Raw genomic sequence first — 20,173 nt, forward strand, 5'->3', positions numbered from 1 at the left:
GGTGTTGCCAGTTGTTGCTTAGCACCGTCAAACCCTCTATTTATCGGCGTTTTCCAACTGACAACAACTTCTTTCATAAAGGCGCTGCTTGCCGTAGATGGGAAAAATTGGAGAGATGCTTGATGGTATTTAAAAACGGAACTAAAAAAGGATTGGAGGTGATGCCACATGAAGTTCATCCCACATGATTATCAAAAATATGCGATTGAGTATGTTGAAAACCATGAAATTACAGCCCTGCTGTTAGATATGGGCTTGGGTTGACAAAACCGTTATTACGCTGACAGCCGTCAATAATCTTTTGTTTGATAGCTTTGACGTTCATAAAATTCTGGTAATTGCCCCGTTGCGGGTAGCCAGAAATACATGGTCATCGGAAATTGAAAAATGGGAGCATCTCCATAGACTGATTGTATCGGTTGCAGTGGGTACTGCGACAGAGCGTAAAGCAGCATTATCCAGACAGGCTGATATTTATATTATCAACCGAGAAAATATCCAGTGGTTAATGGAGCAAAGCGGTGTTCCCTTTGATTTTGATATGGTGATCATCGATGAATTGTCGTCGTTTAAGAATCACCAGTCAAAGCGTTTTCGAGCCTTAATGAAAGCTAGACCGAAAGTTAAACGTGTGGTCGGTCTAACCGGAACGCCAAGTTCTAACGGCCTGATGGATTTATGGGCAGAGTTTAGACTGCTTGATCTGGGAGATCGTCTCGGCAGGTTCATCGGCCAGTATCGCACCAGCTATTTTAAGCCAGACAAGCGTAATGGCCAGGTCATTTTTTCCTATAAACCGTTACCCGGTGCTGAAGAAGCAATCTATTCCAGAATCGCCGATATTACAATCTCCATGAAATCGACGGATCATCTAAAAATGCCAGAGCTGGTTTCATCCCAATATGAAGTGCAGCTCTCTGATTCTGAAAAAGAACGTTATGAAGAATTAAAACGTGATCTGGTGCTTCAAACAACAGATGGTGATATTACTGCAGCCAACGCCGCTTCACTTACCGGGAAGCTCTGCCAGCTGGCCAATGGAGCCATCTATTCTGACTATGGCGATACCATTGAATGCCACGTCAGGAAGCTGGACGCTTTGGAGGATTTAATTGAAGCCGCCAATGAAAAGCCGATTCTCGTTGCCTACTGGTTTAGGCATGACCTACAGCTCATCAAAAAGCGTTTCACTACCAGAGAGATCAAATCCAGCCAGGACATCGCTGATTGGAACGCCGGGAAAATTCCGATAGCCGTTATTCACCCGGCCTCTGCCGGTCACGGACTAAACCTGCAATCTGGTGGATCAACCCTGATCTGGTTTGGGCTGACCTGGTCACTTGAACTGTATCAGCAAACCAACGCCCGCCTATGGCGTCAGGGACAAAGCAGTAATACCGTGATCATCATGCACCTTATCACAAAAGGCACCATTGACGAGCAAATCTTAAAAGCCCTATCTGAAAAGAACCTGACACAGCAATCACTGATTGATGCGGTGAAAGCTGATTTGAAAATCTGAGACAATCAATGACAATCCGAGGAACTATTATTCGGAGGTGCAATTATGGAACCCTATCAAAGTTTAGTCAATGCGATTATTGTACAGGCAATTAAAGACTACCGAAAAGCAATTCGTTTTTTGAAGCATCATCCCCATACACCAGACCTTGATAACGATCCTCAACAAAATGCGCTGCGAGATAAAGTTATAAAAAATGAGAATGAACGAGATGCGGCTGAGCGCTTTTTCCGGTCAGGATGGTTTGAGATGCTCTCCTCCCTGGATGGTGAGGTCCTGTTAAAAAAGGTTTGTGAAATGGAGGTGGGCTGAAATGACTGCTTTGGATTTTTTAAGCCAGGCTTATCGGTTGGACCTTCGCATCGACAGTAAACTGGAACAGATTAATTCTTTAAATGAACTGGCGACAAAATGTACCGCTACCATCAGCGATATGCCCCGCAGCCCCAACCAGAGCATTTCTTCGATGGCAGATACCGTTGCAAAGATCGTTGATCTTCAAATAGAAATTGACCGGGACATTCATCAGTTGATCGACATCAAGCGGCGGATTGTTGCCAGCATTAAAGCTGTGGACAATAAGGAATTTCAGACGTTGCTTGAGCTTCGATTCCTTTGCGGTTGTACCTGGGAGGAAATAGCCATCAAGATGGGCTTTAGCATCCAGCACACCTATCGAATGCGTGATCGAGCTTTAAAGAAAATCGTGGTCAACGAAAGTGGAGAGTAAATGAGAGTTGATGTTAATACCCAATGTGGTATAATGGTATTGTGAAAAAAGTAGGCGCAGGCCACCACGGGAGAAATCTCATGGTGGCTTTTCTTATGCCCAAAACGAGGTGAATACTATGCCGAGAAAACCTAAGCGACCCTGCAGCTACCCCGGATGTAAAGAATTAACCAATGACCGGTTCTGCGAGGAGCACCAGAAATTATCGGAACAACATTACAACAAATATCAGCGTGACCCAGAGACCCGGAAACGCTATGGCTGGTCCTGGAAACGCATCCGCGATCGTTACATCAGAAACAATTCCCTTTGTGAGAAGTGTTTGAGAAAAGGAAAGCTAACCCCAGCCCAGGAAGTTCATCATATCAAACCGTTGTCAAAGGGTGGTACCCACGATGAAAAGAACCTAATGGCTTTGTGCAGCAGCTGTCACTCTACCATCACCGCTCGAGAAGGTGGCCGGTGGGGGTAGTCAAATCGCTAAAACGAGTTGCAAATGCAACGGGTAGGGGGCAACGCGTGAAAAGTCGCAATTTCAAGAGGCCATATAGGAAAAAGCAAAGAAAGGACGGTGTATTCAGATGGCCAACGGTCACGGCGGTTCCCGAGTTGGAGCCGGAAAAAAGAAGAAAGCATTAGTGGATAAACTGATGGACGGTAACCCCGGTAAACGAAAGCTGACGGTGTTGGATTTTTCCGATACCGCTAAGCTGGAAGGCCAGGACATGCCACCGCCAAAAGAATATCTCAGCGCCACCCAGAAAAATGGCAAACCGCTGATGGCAGCTGATGTCTATGAAATTACCTGGCAATGGCTGGCCGAACGGGGCTGCGCCCAACACGTTTCAGCGCAATTAATCGAGCAGTATGCCATGGCGGTGTCCCGTTGGATTCAGTGTGAAGAATCAATTACTGAGTTTGGCTTTCTGGCCAAGCACCCCACCACCGGGAATGCAATCCCATCACCCTTTGTTGCGATGTCGCAAAGCTTTATGAAATTGTCAAATAACCTCTGGTATCAGATATACCAGGTGGTCAAAGAAAACTGCGCCCAGGAATTTAAAGGCAGCAATCCCCACGACGATGTGATGGAACGGTTGCTTACTGCCCGGCGTGGCGAATAGTCTAGTGATGATGTTTTCTAAATCATTCCTGTTCATCTGGCATCCGATGGTTGAAAACGCGAAAGATAAAATTGCGAAAGGGAAAAATATAAATGGATATACAAAAAATACCAATTAAGAGAATTAAACATGCTAAATATAATCCGAGGAAGAATCTCAAGCCCGGCGACGTCGAGTATGAGAAGCTCAAGCGCTCCATTGAAGAATTCGGCTACGTCGAACCGGTCATCTGGAACCAGCGTACCGGCAACATCGTCGGGGGTCACCAGCGTTTTAAGGTGTTAACCCAGCTGGGTGAAAAAGAAGTGGATTGTGTCGTTGTGGATATGGACGATGAAAAAGAAAAGGCTTTAAACGTTGCCCTGAATAAGGTTTCCGGTGATTGGGATATGCCGCTGTTAACAGATCTACTAAAAGATCTGGATGATAGCGGCTTTGATCTTTCCCTGACTGGTTTTGATCTGACCGAAATCAATGAGCTCTTTGGCGAACCCGATGCCAAGGAGGATGACTTTGATCCGGACCAGGCTTTGGATGAGATCACTACCCCGATGACCCAAACCGGAGATGTCTGGCTACTGGGAAAACATCGGTTGATCTGTGGGGATTCCACAGTTAAGGCAGATATGGACACCTTGATGGATGGCCAGCTAGCTGATCTCATCTTAACCGACCCGCCTTATAACGTCGACTACCAGGGCGGCACCAAAGAAAAACTCAAGATTCAAAATGACAAGCTTGGCGATGCAGCCTTCCTGGCGTTTTTAACCGCGGCCTTTGAGCGGATGTTTGAACAGTCGAAAAAAGGCGCTCCGATCTATGTTTTCCATGCCGACAGCGAAGGCTACAACTTCAGAACTGCTTTCAAAGAAGCCGGATATGTGTTGCGGCAATGCCTGGTCTGGGTGAAGAACTCCCTGGTCATGGGGCGCCAGGATTATCAATGGCAGCATGAACCGATCCTCTATGGTTGGAAGGATGGCGCTGGCCACGCCTGGTACGGAGACCGGAAGCAAACCACCCTGGTTCGGTTTGACAAACCACTGCGAAACGGCGAGCACCCCACCATGAAGCCTGTCGGTCTTTGTGGTTATTTCATCGGCAACTCCAGCAAAGAAGGCGATATCGTTCTGGACTCTTTCGGCGGCAGCGGCAGTACCCTGATTGCCTGCGAGCAGATGGGTCGGGTTTGTTACACCTCTGAACTGGATCCCAGATACTGCGATGTGATTGTCAAACGCTATGCCGAAACCATTGGTTCTGAAGATGAGATCTCAGTTATTCGAAATGGCGAGGAGTTCCCGTATGTCGAACTGAGGAAGGCTGATAATGGAAAAACACAATAATTTAACCCTCGGAAGTTTGTTTGACGGTTCCGGGGGTTTTCCTTTAGGCGGTTTGCTTTCTGGTATCACCCCTTTGTGGGCATCGGAAATAGAGCCTTTTCCAATTTGTGTAACCACCCGCCGGATTCCGCAAATGAAACACCTTGGCGATATCTCAAAGGTGAAAGGTTCTGACATTGAGCCGGTGGATATTATCACCTTTGGTTCACCGTGTACAGATATGTCCATAGCCGGAAAAAGAGCCGGACTGGAAGGAAAGCAGTCGGTGCTGTTTTATCAGGCGATCCGGATCATTAAGGAAATGAGGTGTAAGAGTAATGACAGCTATCCAAGATTCATTATCTGGGAAAACGTTCCCGGAGCATTTTCATCAAACCAGGGAGCAGACTTCAGAGAAGTCCTCGAAGCGATCTGTAAAATCAAATCGGAAGATGTTGATGTTCCTGAACCTGAAAACGGAAAGTGGGTCAATGCAGGAACGATCGTGGCAGAAGGTTTCTCCCTGGCATGGCGGGTACTCGATGCTCAATATTTCGGAATCCCCCAACGCAGAAGACGCATCTATCTTGTCGCAGATTTTGCAGGTGAAGGTGCCGGAGAAATACTATTTGAGTCAGAAGGCCTGTCTGGGTATCCTCCGCAGAGCCTCAAATCGTGGCAAAGAACTGCCGGAACTGCTGAAAATAGCATTGGAACAGCAGTCGCTCCGCTCTGCTTGAATGATCAGGGTGGCAACCGCATGGATGTGACAACTGGCATCACCATCACCCTTCGGGCCAGTTCGAACCATCCGCCATTGGTACTGGATGCTCCCAAAGCCTATGGCATCTGTTCCGTTGGTTCCAATTCCATGCAATCAGCCAATCCCCGCAGTGGTTTTTACAAGGCGGCTACAGCCCGAACACTCGATGCCAACGGCGGCAACCCCTCCTGCAATCAGGGCGGAATTGCAGTCGTTGCAGCACCGACCTATTCCGCAGGTAAAGGCTCCTTTTTCATGACCGCAGAATCAGAACTGGCAAATACCCTGATGGCTTCGGATTTCAAGGATCCACCCATCGTCAATGCTGTCGATGGAAAGGACTATATCGTTCGTCGACTGACGCCAACTGAATGCGCAAAATTGCAGGGTTTCCCAGACTGGTGGTGTGATGACCTCGGAGTGGAGGAGCCGTCTGAAGCCGAAATCTGTTTCTGGTCAGAAGTGTTTGAAACCCATCGTGAGATTATGGGAAAATCAACCAGGTCAAAAAGTCGTAAACAGATCATCAAATGGCTCATAAATCCACACTCCGATTCTGCGGAATATAAAATGTGGGGCAATGGTGTGGCGCTACCCTGTGTCTGCTTTGTACTGGCAGGGATTGTATGGGTGGTTTCAAAGGAAAAAGATTCTCAGTCGTGACAGGATTCATGTGCGACAGGGTCAGAAATGCTTTTTGTGGTTTTCATAAAGAATGACTTGCTTTATATGTCGTTTAGAGTGATTAATGTACTACTAAAAATACAGGAGGTACAAGTACCATGATTATTGATTTTGACGCAGTCGGTGCAGACCGGAAAAAGTTGGTGGCGGCTGTCAGCGAGTTTACAGGAGAAAAGGCGGTTTATCAGTTTGTGCCAAGCTGTGCATATGAAATCGGCGGATATACCATAGACCGATCAGGCAATCTGATCTGTGAAGACTCTGCCGACAAAAATGAAGTGGAAAGCCTGCTTGAGTTTCTGGCGCAGCAGGGATTTACTCCGAAGCCGCTACTATTAGTGGTGAATTCCGATGAAGGTAATGAGCAGCCATCAGATGAAATTTTGCCGGATGAAACAATCGGTTTTACAGTGGAGTTGCCGACAAGTTCTTTTGATGAAACAACGCTTGCCAATCTTGAAAACCTGATTAAGGCCAAAGGGAATCTGATTAAGAAAGCATTGGACGTTGATGAATTGACAATTGAAAAGAACGAAGAGAAAATAGCCTTCCCGTGGTTTAATATCAAACCGGGGGATAGCGATGCAATCAGAGCCTACTCCCATTTTATTCAGGCTCTCTGCGAAATGGCCCGCAATCAGAAACACATCAGCACCAAAGAAAAAGCGGTCGATAATGAGAAATATGCGTTTCGCTGCTTTCTGCTCCGGTTGGGATTTATTGGTGTAGCCTATAAAACGGAACGGAAAGTTCTTCTTTGGAACCTTTCGGGATCTTCGTCTTTCAAAAAGGGTGGAAAAAATGAAATTTCCAGATAGAGAAACTGTCAAACGGATACGGGAAAAGTACCCGGTCGGCACACGGGTTGAACTGCTTCATATGAATGATCCTCAGGCTCCGCCAGTTGGCACTGAGGGTACGGTATGGGGTGTTGATGACACTGCGAGCATTATGGTGCATTGGGATAACGGCAGTGGTTTAAATGTTGTTTTCGGAGAAGACCAGTGCAGAGTGGTTCAGTCGGTAAAAACCATCTGTTATGGCAAAATCGAAGTCTGGAAATCCCGAACGGAGGCGGAGCGATGCTTTCTTGAAGCGATGATCGGTTCCGGTGGAAGCGAACGTGATCGCTATACCAAAATTTATACGGAATTGAAAATGGGGATGGCGCTTTGCAAAGATGAGGATTAATTCTGACCGTATTCAGAACAGAAGAATTGATAGACACCGCTTTGCTACAGTGTATTTCTAAAGAATTGACTTGCTATTAATGTCGTTTAGAGTGATATATGTACATGTAAAGGTAAAAAATACACTTTAAAGGAGAAAGAAACGATGTTAACAGCAAAATTCGGAATTGAAATTGAGTTTACCGGGATTACCAGAGAAAAGGCCGCTGAATTGGCGGCCAGCTTCCTAAACGGAACCTACTCAGAAGGCGGAACCTACTACGACACCAAAAAGGTCACCGCCCCGGATGGCCGGGTGTGGCAGTTCATGAGCGACGGCAGCATCAACTGCGAACGCAAATCACAAGGCCGCAGGGTCGCTGCTGGTAGAGACTACAGCGTTGAGCTGGTCAGCCCGATTCTTTCCTACCGTGAGGACATTAAGACCCTGCAGGAGCTGGTGCGGCTACTCAGACGAGCCGGAGCCTTTACCAACAGCTCCTGCGGCATCCACATCCACCTGGATGGCCAAGACCACTCACCCCGCAGCATTAAAAACTTCATCAACATCATCGCCAGCAAGAACGACCTATTTTACAAAGCCTTGGAGATTTCCCCCCAGCGGATGAACTACTGCAAAAAGATGGATGGCATCCTGATTGAAAAACTGAAAAAACAGAAGCCCACCACCATGGCAGAAATCGAGGATATCTGGTACGATGGCTACAACGAAAGCCGTCGGATTCATTACCACAACAGCCGCTACCATTTCTTGAACCTGCACAGCTTTTTCACCGGCCACCATACGGTCGAGTTGCGGGGTTTCAACAGCATCCTCCACGCCGGAAAAATCAGAAGCTACATTGTTTTAGCCCTGGCCATCAACAACCAGGCCTTAACCCAAAAGTGTGCTTCTGCCAAGAAGCCCCAGGTTGAAAATGAAAAGTTTGCCATGCGCACCTACTTAAACCGCATCGGCTTCATCGGCAGCGAGTTTGCCAACTGCCGCGAGCACTTGACCGCCGCCCTGACCGGATCGGCAGCATGGCGGTATGGGGTGGCATGAGCTGCCCCTGGTTCAAAAGGAAAAAAGGAGAATGCCCATGAAGACTAAACTGTATCTGGCCTACGGCTCAAACTTAAATCTGATCCAAATGGCCAAACGCTGCCCCACCGCCCGGGTTGTCGAAGCCCTCACCCTCGATGGCTACCAACTGCTTTTTAAAGGCCCCCACGATGGCGCTGTGGCCACTATTAAACCGGAGCAAGGCCGCCGGGTGCCAGTGCTGGTCTGGGAAATCACCCCGGAAGATGAAGCCGCCCTGGACCATTACGAAGGCTGGCCGATTTTTTATCGCAAAGAAACCCTTACCGTCCGTATCGGCCAAAAGCTGACCAAAGCTATGGTCTACCTGATGAACGAGAACCGACCCTTGGGGTTACCAAGCTGTTACTATTATAGCGTTATTTTAGAAGGCTACAAGACCGCCGGCTTCGATCTTGACATCCTACGGCAGGCGGTTAGCGATTCAACCGAAGTGTAATCAAATAGTGGCAATGAAGTAATATAGTGTGTATTTAAAGCGATTTAACTTGCTATTCGTGTCGTTTAGAGTTAATATGTACACAATAAAGAAAAGGAGGCAAACGCCATGAAAGAAGAGAGAATTAGCCAAAAAGACTACGAGAACCTTTTGAAAATCGCCAAAGAAGCATTCTACAGCATTGAACAAAGAGGAGACCTTGAAACCAGAGACAACGACCACGAAGATTTCCTAGACATTTCGGTTTGGAGCCTTAAGGAAGCCTTGATACAGGCTTTTGAAAGCGGAAGAAAGCAAAAATAACAAGCTTCAGAAAAAGGCTGCAAACAAGCCTTTTTCTCGTAGCGCGTATTGATTTTCATATATAAAAGTTTAGGCAGCTCTGTAAAGGGGTGCTTTTTTGTTGTCTTTTTTTACCGGCAACAAGGAAAGGGAAAATATGAATCTGAAAATAGGAACCATGGGCACCGCTGTCGCCCAATTACAAAGGGATTTAAATTTCTGTGCTTATGACGCTGGACCGGTTGATGGCGACTTTGGTAGACTGACCCAAGCGGCGGTAGTGGCGCTGCAAGCCTACCATGGTTTAGAACAGGATGGCATTTATGGTGACCAATCCGATGCCGCCTTAATGGGAGAAATACGCACGATTCAGGAAGCCCTGACAAAGAACGGCTACCACCTCGCAATCGATGGCGCTGTCGGCTCAGAAACCCTGGCATCCACCACTGATTTTCAGAAAAAGAATGGATTAATCGTCGATAGGATTGTTGGCAATCAAACCTTAAAGGCTCTGGGTATTGAAATACCTCGGGCTATCAATCAGTCAGAAACGATTGTACCTTCACTAACGGTTAAACCGCTGCCAGCCGGAAAAGGCAAGGGTCAGCTTGTCTGCATCAACCCCGGCCATGGCGGCTCTGATCCCGGAGCTTGCGGCAACCTGAAGGAAAAGGACATGAATCTGGTGGTCAGCCTAAGACTAGGGCAACTGCTTAAGGAACGGGGATTCAGAGTTGTTTATACCCGAACCGATGATCACTGGATGGCTTTGAGTGACCGTCCAGCCATCGCCAATGAAAGCAATGCCGATATTTTTGTCAGCATTCATCACAACGGATCAGCCAGTCCGGAACCCAGCGGTACCCTGGTCATTTGTTATCCCGGAAGTAGCAACGGCTTAAGACTGGCACAGCTAGTGCTCAACGGGATGTGCAATCGCATGGGGTTAATGAATCGCGGGATTACTCAGCGCGATGATTCCGATGTTGCTTACTCCCTGATGCCAGCGATTATCACCGAAGGAATGTTTGCCACTTCCCCGAGCGACTGTCACTTCTTTAGTAATGGCGGTGCTGAGCTGGAAGCCCTGGGTATTCTGGAAGGAATCCTGGCCTATTTTAACGCTTAAAACAATTATTAGTTCTCAGAAAGGATCGGTCGGCCATGCGTTATCTGGAAAATTACCAACCAACCCCGTTTAAACAGAACACGTCTATCTTTGATCAAAACCGAGCTGATCTGGCGGTTTCATTTATCAATTGCCTCAAGCACACCAAAGGCCAATGGCATGGCCAGCCCTTTGAACTGATCGACTGGCAGGAGCAGATCATCCGGGATCTCTTTGGTATTCTGAAACCCAATCAAGCCCGGCAGTTTAATACTGCATATGTAGAAATCAGCAAGAAACAAGGTAAGAGTGAACTGGCTGCTGCCGTAGCCCTGCTCTTAACTTGCGGCGACTATGAACATGGGGGAGAGATTTACGGCTGCGCTTCCGATCGTCAGCAAGCATCGATTGTGTTTGATGTGGCCGTCGATATGGTGGATCAGTGCCCAGCTCTAAAATCCCGAATCAAACCGATCTTATCCCAAAAGCGCTTGGTCTATAAACCGCTGGGAAGCTTCTATCAGGTGTTGTCGGCTGAAGCATATACCAAGCACGGACTTAATGTTCACGGGGTTGTCTTTGACGAATTACATGCCCAGCCCAATCGAAACCTGTATGATGTTATGCTTCATGGTTCCGGGGATGCCCGAAAGCAACCGCTTTATTTTTTAATCACCACCGCCGGAACCGATCGGCATTCCATCTGTTGGGAGGTTCATCAGAAGGCTGAGGATATTTTGGCTGGGCGAAAGATTGATCCCACCTTTTATCCGGTTATCTATGGCGCCGGAGAAAATGAGGACTGGACCGACCCCAAGGTCTGGCAGAAAGCCAATCCTTCCATGGGGATCACCGTTGATATTGAAAAGATCCAGGTCGCATGTGAAAATGCCAAGGAAAACCCGGCTGAAGAGAACCTCTTTCGGCAACTACGGCTCAACCAATGGGTGAAACAATCGATTCGCTGGATGCCGATGGAAAAGTGGGATCAATGCGATGAAACGATCGACCCGGATGAGTTGCTTGGACGAGAATGTTACGGTGGTCTGGACCTTTCCAGTTCGATTGACATCACCGCCTTTGTTTTGGTCTTTCCCCCAAAGTATGAAGATGAGAAATATGTCATCATGCCTTTTTTCTGGATCCCAGAAGAAAACATCGAACAGCGAGTCCGGCGAGATCACGTGCCTTATGATGTCTGGGAAAAGCAGGGACAGATGCAGACCACCGAAGGAAATGTGGTCCATTATGGCTTGATCGAAAACTTCATTGACGAGCTGGGCACTAAATATAACATCCGAGAAATCGCTTTTGACCGCTGGGGAGCAGTTCAGATGGTACAAAACCTCGAAGGCTTAGGGTTTACCGTTGTTCCGTTTGGTCAAGGTTTCAAGGATATGTCGCCACCAACCAAAGAGTTGATGAAGCTGACCCTGGAGGAGAAGATCGCCCATGGCGGGCATCCGGTTCTGAGATGGATGATGGACAACATCTTTGTCCGGACGGATCCAGCGGGAAACATTAAACCGGACAAAGAAAAATCCACCGAGCGTATTGATGGTGCCGTAGCCACAATTATGGCGCTGGACCGGGCAATCCGCTGCGGTGGGATTACTGGTGGTAGTGTTTATGATGAACGAGGTATATTGGTTTTATAAATTAAGCTTCAGAAATTGTTCGGTCTACCTTCATTGAGGCAATCCCGGATTTCTCGTAACAAGATGCAGATGCAAAATATTTCCCCTTGGATGTTTTTGGAAGATCTTTTTGAACCGTTACCTCATAACCAAAAGGATCCAGTATGGATTTAACCATACGTCCAACAACGGTACGTGTAAATGAATCTGTAAAATCAATTGTTGGATTTGTTTGATTATCAAACCACGTTTCAATTTCACTTACACATGCTGAAAGCGCAGGTTTTCCAGCTTCTGAGGCGTCGATCATACTGATGATATTCTCGTCCTTTGACAGTATGTCAAACAGCAAGATAGCATCTGTGTTCCCATCATACTTTGAGCAATTTGGATTAACAGCAAGAAATTCTTTAAAAGTAGTTTTCATAATTATTTACTTCCTTTTTATTTATTTAGATACTGTATTTCATGTATGTATAATAACATATCTGATATTGCGTGTCTATTGTTTTTTTTGAATTTTTTTAAGGAGGAACACCCATGAGCCGATTAAGAGATCTATTCCATTCACGCGATAAACCAAAAAATTATCTGGATAACAACCCCTTCAGTTTTTTCTTTGGCGGCACCACCGCCGGGAAAACCGTTAATGAACGAACGGCGATGCAAACAACAGCAGTTTATTCCTGCGTCAGAATCCTAGCCGAAACCATCGCCAGCCTGCCGCTTCACACATTTCAGTACACTGACAACGGCAAAGAAAAAGCCGAGGCGCACTGCCTATACCAGCTCCTCCAACATGAACCCAATCCGGAGATGACTTCTTTCGTGTTTCGAGAAACACTGATGAGTCATCTTTTATTATGGGGCAACGCCTATGCCCAGATTATCCGGGATGGAAGGGGACAGGTGTTGGCGCTTTATCCCTTAATGCCAGATAAAATAACGGTGGATCGGGATTCAAATGGAGAGCTTTTCTACAAATACCAGAGTGATAAGGGCGAAGTGGTGATGCGCAAAGAAATGGTTCTGCACATTCCCGGCCTTGGTTTTGATGGTTTAATCGGTTATTCACCGATAGCCATGGCCAAAAACGCCATCGGAATGGCCATTGCCACTGAAGAATACGGCTCCAAGTTTTTTAGCAATGGTGCAAATCCCGGGGGTGTTTTGGAGCATCCCGGGGTAGTCAAAGACCCCAAACGGGTCCGGGAAAGCTGGAACGCAGTCTATCAGGGCAGCAGCAACGCCCATCGGATTGCTGTTTTAGAAGAAGGGATGCGTTTTACTTCCATTGGCATCCCCCCGGAACAGGCCCAGTTTCTGGAAACCCGTAAGTTTCAGATCAATGAAATCGCCCGGATTTTCAGGATTCCACCCCATATGATTGGAGACTTGGAGAAGTCCAGCTTTTCCAATATTGAGCAGCAATCGTTGGAGTTTGTCAAATACACCCTGGATCCCTGGGTGATTCGCTGGGAGCAATCGATGCAGAAAGCGCTGCTGAGTGACAGTGAAAAGAGCCAATACTTTATCCGCTTTTCAGTGGATGGTCTACTGCGTGGGGATTATGCTTCCCGCATGGCCGGGTATGCCACTGGCCGACAAAACGGCTGGCTGTCCACTAACGATATCCGGGAGCTTGAAAACCTGAATCGCATCCCTGAAGCATTGGGCGGCGATCTGTATCTGATTAACGGTGCGATGACAAAACTAGAGGATGCTGGTGCCTTTGCAAATACAAATGAAAGTGAGGAAACAAGTGAAGAAATTTTGGAATTGGATTAAGAATGAAGATGGTTCACGCACCCTTTACCTCAACGGGGCTATTGCTGAAGAAAGCTGGTTCGGTGATGAAGTGACACCCAAGCAGTTTAAATCAGAACTGGTCTCCGGTGAAGGCGACATTGATATCTGGATTAACAGTCCCGGAGGAGATTGTATTGCTGCCAGCCAGATTTACAACATGCTGATGGACTACAAAGGCAATGTCACGGTCAAGATTGATGGGATTGCCGCCAGTGCTGCTTCCGTCATTGCCATGGCTGGAACAACGGTTAAGGTCTCACCGACCAGTCTGATGATGATTCACAACCCGCTGACGGTGGCCATTGGCGACAGTGCGGAAATGAAAAAAGCCATTCAAATGCTGGATGAAGTCAAAGAAAGTATTATCAACGCCTATGAGCTTAAAACCGGCCAACCCCGGGCAAAGCTCTCAAAGTTGATGGATGGCGAAACCTGGCTTAATGCCAATAAATCCCTAGAGCTTGGCTTTGCCGATGAAATGCTCTTTGAGAAAAACGAGACACAGGATAACGTGATGAACTATAGCTTTTCCCGGCAGGCAGTGACCAACTCCCTGCTGAATAAGCTAATACCCCAACCAATAAACCCTGTCGGAATACCGGTCGACGTGTTTGAGACACGATTAAATTTGATTAAATAAGTGGAGGAAACAACGATGAAAAGAATTTTAGAATTACGTGAAAAACGGGCCAAAATCTGGGAAGATGCCAAGGCCTTCCTGGATCAGAAACGCGGCCAAGATGGCATCTTAGCGGCTGCCGATATTGAAGTCTATGAAAAAATGGAAACCGATGTGGTAAATCTCGGTAAGGAAATCGATCGTCTCGAGCGTCAGCATACCCTGGATCTGGAGTTTTCAAAACCAATCAACACCCCGATTACCGGAAAACCAACCGGATTAACCGAGTCCAAAACCGGTCGTGGCAGCGAGGAGTATACGGCTTCCTTCTGGAATGCCATGCGCAATAAAAGCCTAAGCTTTGAAATCACCAATGCCCTGCAAATCGGCAGCGACAGTGAAGGAGGATATTTGGTCCCGGATGAGTTTGAACGCACCCTGGTGGAAGGCTTGGAAGAAGAAAATATCTTCAGAACCCTGGCCAAGGTCATCACTACCGCTAGTGGCGATCGCAAAATTCCCGTGGTAGCGACTAAGGGAACCGCATCCTGGATTGATGAGGAAGGCGCTGTGCCTGAGAGCGATGACTCCTTTGGCCAAGTGTCCATCAGTGCTTATAAACTGGGAACCATGTTGAAGGTTTCTGAAGAATTACTCAATGATTCGATCTTTAACCTGGAAGCCTATATTGCCAAAGAATTCGCCCGCCGCATTGGCGCCAAAGAGGAAGAAGCCTTCTTCATTGGCGATGGCAACGGCAAACCAACCGGGATCTTCAATGCTACCGGCGGCGCCCAGGATGGGATTACGGCAGCTAGTGCCACTGCCATTACGGTCGATGAGATCATGGATCTGTTCTATGCTCTTAAATCCCCCTACCGAAAAAACGCCACCTTTATGCTCAACGATGCCACCGTCAAGGCCATCCGGAAACTCAAAGATGGCAATGGTAACTACATCTGGCAACCATCGATTACCGCTGGAACCCCGGATACGATTCTCAACCGTCCCGTTAAAACCTCGGCTTATGTACCAAACATTGCTGCGGGCGCTAAAACCATCGCCTTTGGTGACTTCAGCTATTACTGGGTGGCCGATCGTCAAGGCCGATCCTTTAAGAGGCTTAATGAACTCTATGCCACCACTGGCCAAGTCGGTTTTATGGCCACCCAGCGGGTCGATGGTAAGCTGATCTTACCAGAAGCCATTAAGACCCTGAAACAAAAGGCATAGGTGGACCATGAGTTATACGACAAAGAATTATACAACCGACGGCGGCGATAAAACCGTGATTAGCGGCACCCTTGATATCAAAGAGGGTGCTGTTTTATTGGGCTTACCCCAAGCCGCCAATCAAACCGATAGCACCGCTACCACTGTTGCGGGACTGGTGACAGATTTCAATGCCCTGCTTGCAAAACTTAAAGCAGCCGGTTTAATGAACAACGAATAATGAAATGAGGTAGCAGTGATGGAAACACTCCTGGAAAAAGTCAAAGCCAATCTGATTCTAAACCACAACGAGGATGATGAGCTCCTACAAAATCTAATCTTTACTGCCACCGCCTATGCGGAAAGCTATCAGAAAAAAGAAGATGGCTTTTATGCAAAGCATGACATGCACCCGACCACCGAACAGGCGGTGATTATGCTGTCTTCCCATTTTTATGAAAGTCGGGATGGCAGCACCGGGGGCTTTTTTGCTGATAACGTTCAGGCCAGCAGCCAGGTTTGGTTGGTGGTCAATAGGCTGCTTAGCATGAATAAGGATTGGCAGGTATAAGATGAGTTTTGGAAAAATGAATACCTTTATCGATCTGATCACCACCCAACCGATCAAAGATGCAGAAGGCTTTGTAAGTAAAGGCGATACCATCATCGCTTCACTCAGAGCTTATAAAGAGGATCGCCATGGCAATGAAAGCTGGAAAAACCGAGCGATTTTTACGAGCGCTTCGGCGCTTTTCAGATTTAGAGCCATTCCCGGCATTGCTATTAAAACCAACATGGTGATCGTCTGTGATACCGGACGCTATAACATTGTTTCAGTTGAGGATGTGAAAGGTCGCGGGATGTACATCGAAGCGCTCTGTGAAAGGATGGAAACCAGTGGCTAAAATTACGATCAACATGCCAGACGATTTTCTGCTTAAGATCTCAGCACTTGCTGAAAAGTCCGATGAAATCATTCCCAGAGTCCTTGAAGCCGGTGGTGACGTTGTGCTTGAAAAAGTTAAAGGAAGTCTTGGTGCAGTCATTGGCAGCCAAACGAAACTTAAGAGTCGGTCTACCGGCGAGCTACAAGCAGCATTGGGGGTATCCCCGGTGAAAAAAGACAGTGCTGGTAATTACAATCTTAAGATCGGTTTTTCCGAACCGCGCTCCGGTGGTGAGAGCAATGCCAAGATCGCCAATATTCTGGAATACGGAAAAAGCGGCCAACTGCCTAAGCCTTTTCTCAAACCGGCTCGGGCTAAGTCCCGCAAGGCCTGTATTGAAGCCATGAAAAACAAACTGGAAAGCGAGGTTGAAAGCCTATGAACAGCTTAATCGAACTGAATCAGATCATTAGCGATCTCAATGTTTCGGTAGAAACTGGGAAATTTTCTGAAGAACCAGCCTATGAGTACATGGTGGTTACCCCGCTGACCGATACCTATGCCTTATATGGCGACGATCTGCCATTGCGGTCGGTTGAGGAAGTCCGGATTTCGATCTTTTGTCAGAACAATTACATTGCTTTAAAAAACAGACTCACAAGCGCCTTAATTAAAGCCGGATTTGTTATCACCGATCGCCGCTATGTCGGTCATGAGGATGACACCGGCTATTACCATTATGCCATCGATGTGGCAAAAGACTATGAAGTGGAGGAAGTATAAATGGCACAAATAGGACTTAAATATCTCATCTGTTCAAAACTGACAGAAACCGAAACCGACACCAGCTACGCTGAAGGCCGAATCATGGCTTATGCCATTAAAGCGGATATGAATATCGAAGTCAATGAAGGAGTCCTGCGGGGTGATGACCGGATCATCGAAAATGTCAAAGAATTCAAATCCGGGAAGCTCACCCTCAATGGCGACCATCTCGACTATGAAACCCGAGCGTTGATTCTTGGACATACCCTGACGACCATTGAAAGTGGTAGCAATAAAAAAATGACTGCCAAAGGAGCCGATGACGGGGCTTTTGTGGGAGTCGGCTTTTATGCCACCAGCATTAAAAACAATATCCGGGGCTTTCGGGCGATCTGGCTGACCAAGGTAAAATTCGGCGTCCCATCTGAAAGCATGGAAACCCGCGGTGAAGCCCTCAACTTCCAGACTCCGACCATTGAAGGGACCATCCTGACCGATGTGCTGGATGTCTGGAAAGAAGAAGCGACTTTTCCAACCGAGGCTGAAGCTAAGACCTGGCTTAACACCATGGCCAGTATTGGAGGTACACCATAATGATGGATAACGATCGAATGGCAAAGGTAAAAATCGGTGGTGTGGACTACCCATTGATCTTCACCACCAAAGCCACCAAGGAAATTGCCAAACGCTATGGCGGCCTTGCCAACCTGGGTGAAACGCTGATGAAGAATGAAAACTTCGAGATGGCGCTGGATGAGGTGACCTGGCTGATTGCCCTGCTGGCCAACCAAAGCATTCTGATTCATAATCTGCAAAATGAAGAACAGAAATCGCTACTCAGCGAAGAAGCCGTCGAGCTCTTAACCACTCCGTTGGAACTGGCAGATTATAAAAACGCCATCACCGAAGCCATGGTTAACGGCACCAGGCGCCATGTCGAAAGCGAAGATACTACCGCTGATGGTGAACCCCTAAAAAACGTGATAGTCGAGTAGATGATGAGGCCTTGTTTACTCGACTTTTATATTATGGCACCGTTCATTTAAACCGAACAGAAGATCAGGTCTGGCTGATGCCACTTGGTCAGCTGCTTGATCTGTGGACTTGTCATAAGCAGTTCCTGGGGTTGGAGAAACCGAAACGGGAATGGACGATTGATGATATTGTTCCATAAAACTAATAATATATCTGAAATAATTAAGATGATTAATATTTCAAACAGTTGATTTTACTGCTGTAAAATACAGTTGTAATATTTTGATTTAATAGCTATAATGTCTATTAAGAAAAGGATTAAAATTATTTTTGTTTATCATTATTTAGAAATAAGGTGGGGTGTATGGGGGTTTTATTAGGTATAATTGCGTTTCCGGGTATCGTTTTTTGTTTATTATTTCTGATAATGAACGTTCAAACAAAGAAACCTTATAAGAAAACAGTTATTTGGTTGGTTTTTTTTGTAAGTATGCTGTTTTTGAGTATGGCAGATTTTACAACAAATGCGTTTGGTTATATCTTGTTGATAAGTTTATTTGCAGCTTTTGGTGTTTTAGCATATTTTGGTACTAAAGATAAGCCAATTAAAACTCCGCTTATCACAATATCTATTGTTTTGCTACTTTTTATGATTAATAGCAGTTCATATAGTTCAACAGTTGATAATAATAAAAGTCAACAAGCGACGGCTACTTCAGAGCAAACTGGAACTGAGCAAGCAGCAGCAGAGCAAGCAGCAGCAGAACAAGCAGCAGCAGAACAGGCGGCAGCGGAACAAGCAGCAGCAAAACAAGCAGCAGAGCAAGCAGCTGTAGAACAAGCAGCAAAACAAGCAGCAGAACAAGCAGCTGTAGAACAAGCAACAACCAGTAATCAAACTGATCATAATTCAAATGAAATTATGCCAGCCGACACGAAATGGGTAAGACCTTTGGGTCATTTTTATGTAGGTGTTGATTTATACTATTTAAATAGTGATAATGAGGGGATAAAATATGCGACGGTAGTAGGCTTTTATGAAGGTGGGCAAAAGGTTGAATGTTATATGTATGAAAGTGATACTATTAAAATATTTAATCGTAAAGATCCGCAATTCATAGGGGATTTTCTTCACATAAGAGCAGATGATCCACACTTGCAGTAATATTTCTGAATGAAATAGAAATCAGTTAATAAAATTTAATTTCCACTAATCACCTGTTTTCAATGGGTGGTTTTTTCATGCCCAAAATCAAGGAGGTGATGCGTTATGGCAGATAATTTCGGCTTAAAAATTGGCGTTGAAGGCGAGAAAGAGTTTAAGAATGCCCTGCGGGATATCAATCAATCCTTTAAGGTCTTGGGCAGTGAAATGAAACTGGTCGAATCTCAGTTTGACCGACAGGATAAGAGTATCGAAGCGGTCACCACCCGAAACCAATTACTCAACAAAGAAATGGATGCCCAGAAGGATAAGATCAAAGCCATAGAAAAAGCTCTGGACAATGCCGCCACCTCCTTTGGCGAGAATGATAAACGCACCCAAAACTGGGCGATCCAACTCAATAACGCCAAGGCGCACCTCAATGGTTTGGAGCGTGAACTTAAGCAAAACGAAAGAGCCCTGGATCAGGTTGAAGATGGCTTTAATGCTGCGGAAAGAGAAGCCGAACAGTTTGGCAAGTCGCTTAAAGATACCGCTAATAAAGCAGAAAGCTCTGGCGGTAAATTTAGTGCTTTAGGCGGGACGCTAAAAGGGATCGGCATCGCCATGGGTACCGCCTTTGTCGCCGTTGGCGCAGCAGCGGTTTCCTCAGCAAAATCCCTAACCGATATGACAGTAGGTGCCGCCGCTTATGCCGATGAAATCCTGACGACGTCAATCGTTGCCGGGGTATCGGCTGAAAGCCTACAGGCCTACAAATATGCCGCAGAGTTGGTTGATGTCTCAATGGAAACCCTCACCGGTTCGATGGCTAAACAGATCCGCTCGATGTCCTCAGCCCGGGATGGGTCAG

Annotated in this window: 25 protein-coding genes and 3 pseudogenes; 27 read left to right on the forward strand and 1 reads right to left on the reverse strand. The window is 46.6% G+C overall.

Annotated features, from left to right (window positions below; all coding sequences use genetic code 11):
* The first annotated feature begins 168 nt into the window (after window positions 1-168).
* The 14 genes and pseudogenes from QZ998_RS13770 (at window position 169) to QZ998_RS13835 (ending at window position 11,909) form a co-directional block, all read left to right on the forward strand.
* Window positions 169-1,522: pseudogene (locus tag QZ998_RS13770) on the forward strand (DEAD/DEAH box helicase).
* Between the two features lie 45 nt (window positions 1,523-1,567).
* The gene (locus QZ998_RS13775) at window positions 1,568-1,834 is read left to right on the forward strand and encodes a hypothetical protein (RefSeq protein WP_296561409.1); all 267 of its coding nucleotides are present in this window, start codon (window positions 1,568-1,570) and stop codon (window positions 1,832-1,834) included.
* Window position 1,835: 1 nt separating this feature from the next.
* On the forward strand, window positions 1,836-2,252 hold the full coding sequence (locus tag QZ998_RS13780) for a hypothetical protein (RefSeq protein ID WP_286945813.1): 417 nt from the start codon (window positions 1,836-1,838) through the stop codon (window positions 2,250-2,252).
* Window positions 2,253-2,370: 118 nt separating this feature from the next.
* Window positions 2,371-2,724 carry an HNH endonuclease signature motif containing protein gene (locus tag QZ998_RS13785; protein WP_296561411.1) on the forward strand — a complete coding sequence of 118 codons (354 nt, stop codon included), beginning with the start codon at window positions 2,371-2,373 and terminating at the stop codon, window positions 2,722-2,724.
* 109 nt (window positions 2,725-2,833) lie between these two features.
* Window positions 2,834-3,376, forward strand: a complete 543-nt coding sequence (locus QZ998_RS13790; protein ID WP_296561412.1) for a P27 family phage terminase small subunit — start codon at window positions 2,834-2,836, stop codon at window positions 3,374-3,376.
* A gap of 92 nt (window positions 3,377-3,468) precedes the next feature.
* On the forward strand, window positions 3,469-4,722 hold the full coding sequence (locus tag QZ998_RS13795; protein ID WP_296561413.1) for a site-specific DNA-methyltransferase: 1,254 nt from the start codon (window positions 3,469-3,471) through the stop codon (window positions 4,720-4,722).
* Window positions 4,706-6,127: a DNA cytosine methyltransferase gene (locus QZ998_RS13800; protein WP_296561414.1), complete on the forward strand. Its 1,422-nt coding sequence runs from the start codon at window positions 4,706-4,708 to the stop codon at window positions 6,125-6,127. The genes QZ998_RS13795 and QZ998_RS13800 overlap by 17 nt, the downstream gene beginning before the upstream one ends.
* Before the next feature lie 119 nt (window positions 6,128-6,246).
* Window positions 6,247-6,966, forward strand: coding sequence for a virulence protein (locus QZ998_RS13805; RefSeq protein WP_296561415.1), 720 nt, complete (start codon window positions 6,247-6,249; stop codon window positions 6,964-6,966).
* A pseudogene (locus QZ998_RS13810) lies at window positions 6,950-7,165 on the forward strand (DUF4314 domain-containing protein); the annotation flags it as partial. The gene QZ998_RS13805 and the pseudogene QZ998_RS13810, both read left to right, overlap by 17 nt.
* Before the next feature lie 318 nt (window positions 7,166-7,483).
* Complete coding sequence (locus QZ998_RS13815; RefSeq protein WP_296561416.1) at window positions 7,484-8,383, forward strand: amidoligase family protein; 900 nt, start codon at window positions 7,484-7,486, stop codon at window positions 8,381-8,383.
* A 37-nt stretch (window positions 8,384-8,420) separates the two neighbouring features.
* Window positions 8,421-8,861: a gamma-glutamylcyclotransferase family protein gene (locus QZ998_RS13820; protein WP_296561417.1), complete on the forward strand. Its 441-nt coding sequence runs from the start codon at window positions 8,421-8,423 to the stop codon at window positions 8,859-8,861.
* A gap of 108 nt (window positions 8,862-8,969) precedes the next feature.
* Complete coding sequence (locus QZ998_RS13825; protein ID WP_296561418.1) at window positions 8,970-9,164, forward strand: hypothetical protein; 195 nt, start codon at window positions 8,970-8,972, stop codon at window positions 9,162-9,164.
* A 136-nt stretch (window positions 9,165-9,300) separates the two neighbouring features.
* Window positions 9,301-10,272: an N-acetylmuramoyl-L-alanine amidase gene (locus tag QZ998_RS13830; RefSeq protein ID WP_296561419.1), complete on the forward strand. Its 972-nt coding sequence runs from the start codon at window positions 9,301-9,303 to the stop codon at window positions 10,270-10,272.
* 35 nt (window positions 10,273-10,307) lie between these two features.
* Entirely contained in the window at window positions 10,308-11,909 is a 1,602-nt protein-coding gene (locus tag QZ998_RS13835; RefSeq protein WP_296561420.1) for a terminase TerL endonuclease subunit, read from the forward strand.
* 1 nt (window position 11,910) lies between these two features.
* Here the strand turns inward: QZ998_RS13835 and QZ998_RS13840 are convergent, their stop codons facing one another.
* A complete protein-coding gene (locus tag QZ998_RS13840; RefSeq protein ID WP_296561421.1) occupies window positions 11,911-12,315 on the reverse strand; it encodes a hypothetical protein in 405 nt (134 codons plus the stop codon).
* 113 nt (window positions 12,316-12,428) lie between these two features.
* On the opposite strand from QZ998_RS13840, the gene QZ998_RS13845 reads away from it, so the two are divergent.
* The 13 genes and pseudogenes from QZ998_RS13845 to QZ998_RS13905 all read left to right on the forward strand — a co-directional run.
* Window positions 12,429-13,676, forward strand: coding sequence for a phage portal protein (locus tag QZ998_RS13845; RefSeq protein ID WP_296561422.1), 1,248 nt, complete (start codon window positions 12,429-12,431; stop codon window positions 13,674-13,676).
* A complete protein-coding gene (locus QZ998_RS13850; RefSeq protein ID WP_296561423.1) occupies window positions 13,633-14,337 on the forward strand; it encodes a head maturation protease, ClpP-related in 705 nt (234 codons plus the stop codon). Before QZ998_RS13845 ends, QZ998_RS13850 begins: the two co-directional genes overlap by 44 nt.
* 15 nt (window positions 14,338-14,352) lie before the next feature.
* Window positions 14,353-15,549 carry a phage major capsid protein gene (locus QZ998_RS13855; protein ID WP_296561424.1) on the forward strand — a complete coding sequence of 399 codons (1,197 nt, stop codon included), beginning with the start codon at window positions 14,353-14,355 and terminating at the stop codon, window positions 15,547-15,549.
* 7 nt (window positions 15,550-15,556) lie between these two features.
* The gene (locus QZ998_RS13860; RefSeq protein ID WP_296561425.1) at window positions 15,557-15,769 is read left to right on the forward strand and encodes a head fiber protein; all 213 of its coding nucleotides are present in this window, start codon (window positions 15,557-15,559) and stop codon (window positions 15,767-15,769) included.
* A gap of 18 nt (window positions 15,770-15,787) precedes the next feature.
* Window positions 15,788-16,099 carry a head-tail connector protein gene (locus QZ998_RS13865; protein WP_296561426.1) on the forward strand — a complete coding sequence of 104 codons (312 nt, stop codon included), beginning with the start codon at window positions 15,788-15,790 and terminating at the stop codon, window positions 16,097-16,099.
* 1 nt (window position 16,100) lies between these two features.
* Window positions 16,101-16,433 (forward strand): head-tail adaptor protein, encoded by a 333-nt coding sequence (locus QZ998_RS13870; RefSeq protein WP_296561427.1) that lies wholly within the window; start codon window positions 16,101-16,103, stop codon window positions 16,431-16,433.
* Window positions 16,426-16,857, forward strand: a complete 432-nt coding sequence (locus QZ998_RS13875) for an HK97 gp10 family phage protein (RefSeq protein WP_296561428.1) — start codon at window positions 16,426-16,428, stop codon at window positions 16,855-16,857. The genes QZ998_RS13870 and QZ998_RS13875 overlap by 8 nt, the downstream gene beginning before the upstream one ends.
* Window positions 16,854-17,198 (forward strand): hypothetical protein, encoded by a 345-nt coding sequence (locus tag QZ998_RS13880; RefSeq protein WP_296561429.1) that lies wholly within the window; start codon window positions 16,854-16,856, stop codon window positions 17,196-17,198. Before QZ998_RS13875 ends, QZ998_RS13880 begins: the two co-directional genes overlap by 4 nt.
* On the forward strand, window positions 17,199-17,774 hold the full coding sequence (locus tag QZ998_RS13885) for a major tail protein (protein WP_296561430.1): 576 nt from the start codon (window positions 17,199-17,201) through the stop codon (window positions 17,772-17,774).
* Window positions 17,774-18,175, forward strand: a complete 402-nt coding sequence (locus QZ998_RS13890) for a hypothetical protein (protein WP_296561431.1) — start codon at window positions 17,774-17,776, stop codon at window positions 18,173-18,175. The genes QZ998_RS13885 and QZ998_RS13890 overlap by 1 nt, the downstream gene beginning before the upstream one ends.
* 11 nt (window positions 18,176-18,186) lie before the next feature.
* Window positions 18,187-18,354: a hypothetical protein gene (locus tag QZ998_RS13895; protein WP_296561432.1), complete on the forward strand. Its 168-nt coding sequence runs from the start codon at window positions 18,187-18,189 to the stop codon at window positions 18,352-18,354.
* A gap of 165 nt (window positions 18,355-18,519) precedes the next feature.
* Complete coding sequence (locus QZ998_RS13900; RefSeq protein WP_296561433.1) at window positions 18,520-19,320, forward strand: hypothetical protein; 801 nt, start codon at window positions 18,520-18,522, stop codon at window positions 19,318-19,320.
* 105 nt (window positions 19,321-19,425) lie between these two features.
* Window positions 19,426-20,173, forward strand: a pseudogene (locus QZ998_RS13905) (phage tail protein); the annotation flags it as partial.

Source organism: uncultured Acetobacterium sp., from assembly GCF_927416815.1.
Taxonomy (GTDB): Bacteria; Bacillota; Clostridia; order Eubacteriales; family Eubacteriaceae; genus Acetobacterium.

Coding starts and splice junctions, on each gene's coding strand:
- QZ998_RS13890 (WP_296561431.1), top strand. CDS start 17,774: ATGATGGATAACGATCGAATGGCAAAGGTAAAAATCGGTGGTGTGGAC.
- QZ998_RS13865 (WP_296561426.1), top strand. CDS start 15,788: ATGGAAACACTCCTGGAAAAAGTCAAAGCCAATCTGATTCTAAACCAC.
- QZ998_RS13820 (WP_296561417.1), top strand. CDS start 8,421: ATGAAGACTAAACTGTATCTGGCCTACGGCTCAAACTTAAATCTGATC.
- QZ998_RS13790 (WP_296561412.1), top strand. CDS start 2,834: ATGGCCAACGGTCACGGCGGTTCCCGAGTTGGAGCCGGAAAAAAGAAG.
- QZ998_RS13835 (WP_296561420.1), top strand. CDS start 10,308: ATGCGTTATCTGGAAAATTACCAACCAACCCCGTTTAAACAGAACACG.
- QZ998_RS13795 (WP_296561413.1), top strand. CDS start 3,469: ATGGATATACAAAAAATACCAATTAAGAGAATTAAACATGCTAAATAT.
- QZ998_RS13800 (WP_296561414.1), top strand. CDS start 4,706: ATGGAAAAACACAATAATTTAACCCTCGGAAGTTTGTTTGACGGTTCC.
- QZ998_RS13805 (WP_296561415.1), top strand. CDS start 6,247: ATGATTATTGATTTTGACGCAGTCGGTGCAGACCGGAAAAAGTTGGTG.
- QZ998_RS13815 (WP_296561416.1), top strand. CDS start 7,484: ATGTTAACAGCAAAATTCGGAATTGAAATTGAGTTTACCGGGATTACC.
- QZ998_RS13885 (WP_296561430.1), top strand. CDS start 17,199: ATGGCACAAATAGGACTTAAATATCTCATCTGTTCAAAACTGACAGAA.
- QZ998_RS13900 (WP_296561433.1), top strand. CDS start 18,520: ATGGGGGTTTTATTAGGTATAATTGCGTTTCCGGGTATCGTTTTTTGT.
- QZ998_RS13855 (WP_296561424.1), top strand. CDS start 14,353: ATGAAAAGAATTTTAGAATTACGTGAAAAACGGGCCAAAATCTGGGAA.
- QZ998_RS13840 (WP_296561421.1), bottom strand. CDS start 12,315: ATGAAAACTACTTTTAAAGAATTTCTTGCTGTTAATCCAAATTGCTCA.
- QZ998_RS13785 (WP_296561411.1), top strand. CDS start 2,371: ATGCCGAGAAAACCTAAGCGACCCTGCAGCTACCCCGGATGTAAAGAA.
- QZ998_RS13845 (WP_296561422.1), top strand. CDS start 12,429: ATGAGCCGATTAAGAGATCTATTCCATTCACGCGATAAACCAAAAAAT.
- QZ998_RS13825 (WP_296561418.1), top strand. CDS start 8,970: ATGAAAGAAGAGAGAATTAGCCAAAAAGACTACGAGAACCTTTTGAAA.
- QZ998_RS13860 (WP_296561425.1), top strand. CDS start 15,557: ATGAGTTATACGACAAAGAATTATACAACCGACGGCGGCGATAAAACC.
- QZ998_RS13775 (WP_296561409.1), top strand. CDS start 1,568: ATGGAACCCTATCAAAGTTTAGTCAATGCGATTATTGTACAGGCAATT.
- QZ998_RS13780 (WP_286945813.1), top strand. CDS start 1,836: ATGACTGCTTTGGATTTTTTAAGCCAGGCTTATCGGTTGGACCTTCGC.
- QZ998_RS13880 (WP_296561429.1), top strand. CDS start 16,854: ATGAACAGCTTAATCGAACTGAATCAGATCATTAGCGATCTCAATGTT.
- QZ998_RS13850 (WP_296561423.1), top strand. CDS start 13,633: ATGAAAGTGAGGAAACAAGTGAAGAAATTTTGGAATTGGATTAAGAAT.
- QZ998_RS13830 (WP_296561419.1), top strand. CDS start 9,301: ATGAATCTGAAAATAGGAACCATGGGCACCGCTGTCGCCCAATTACAA.
- QZ998_RS13870 (WP_296561427.1), top strand. CDS start 16,101: ATGAGTTTTGGAAAAATGAATACCTTTATCGATCTGATCACCACCCAA.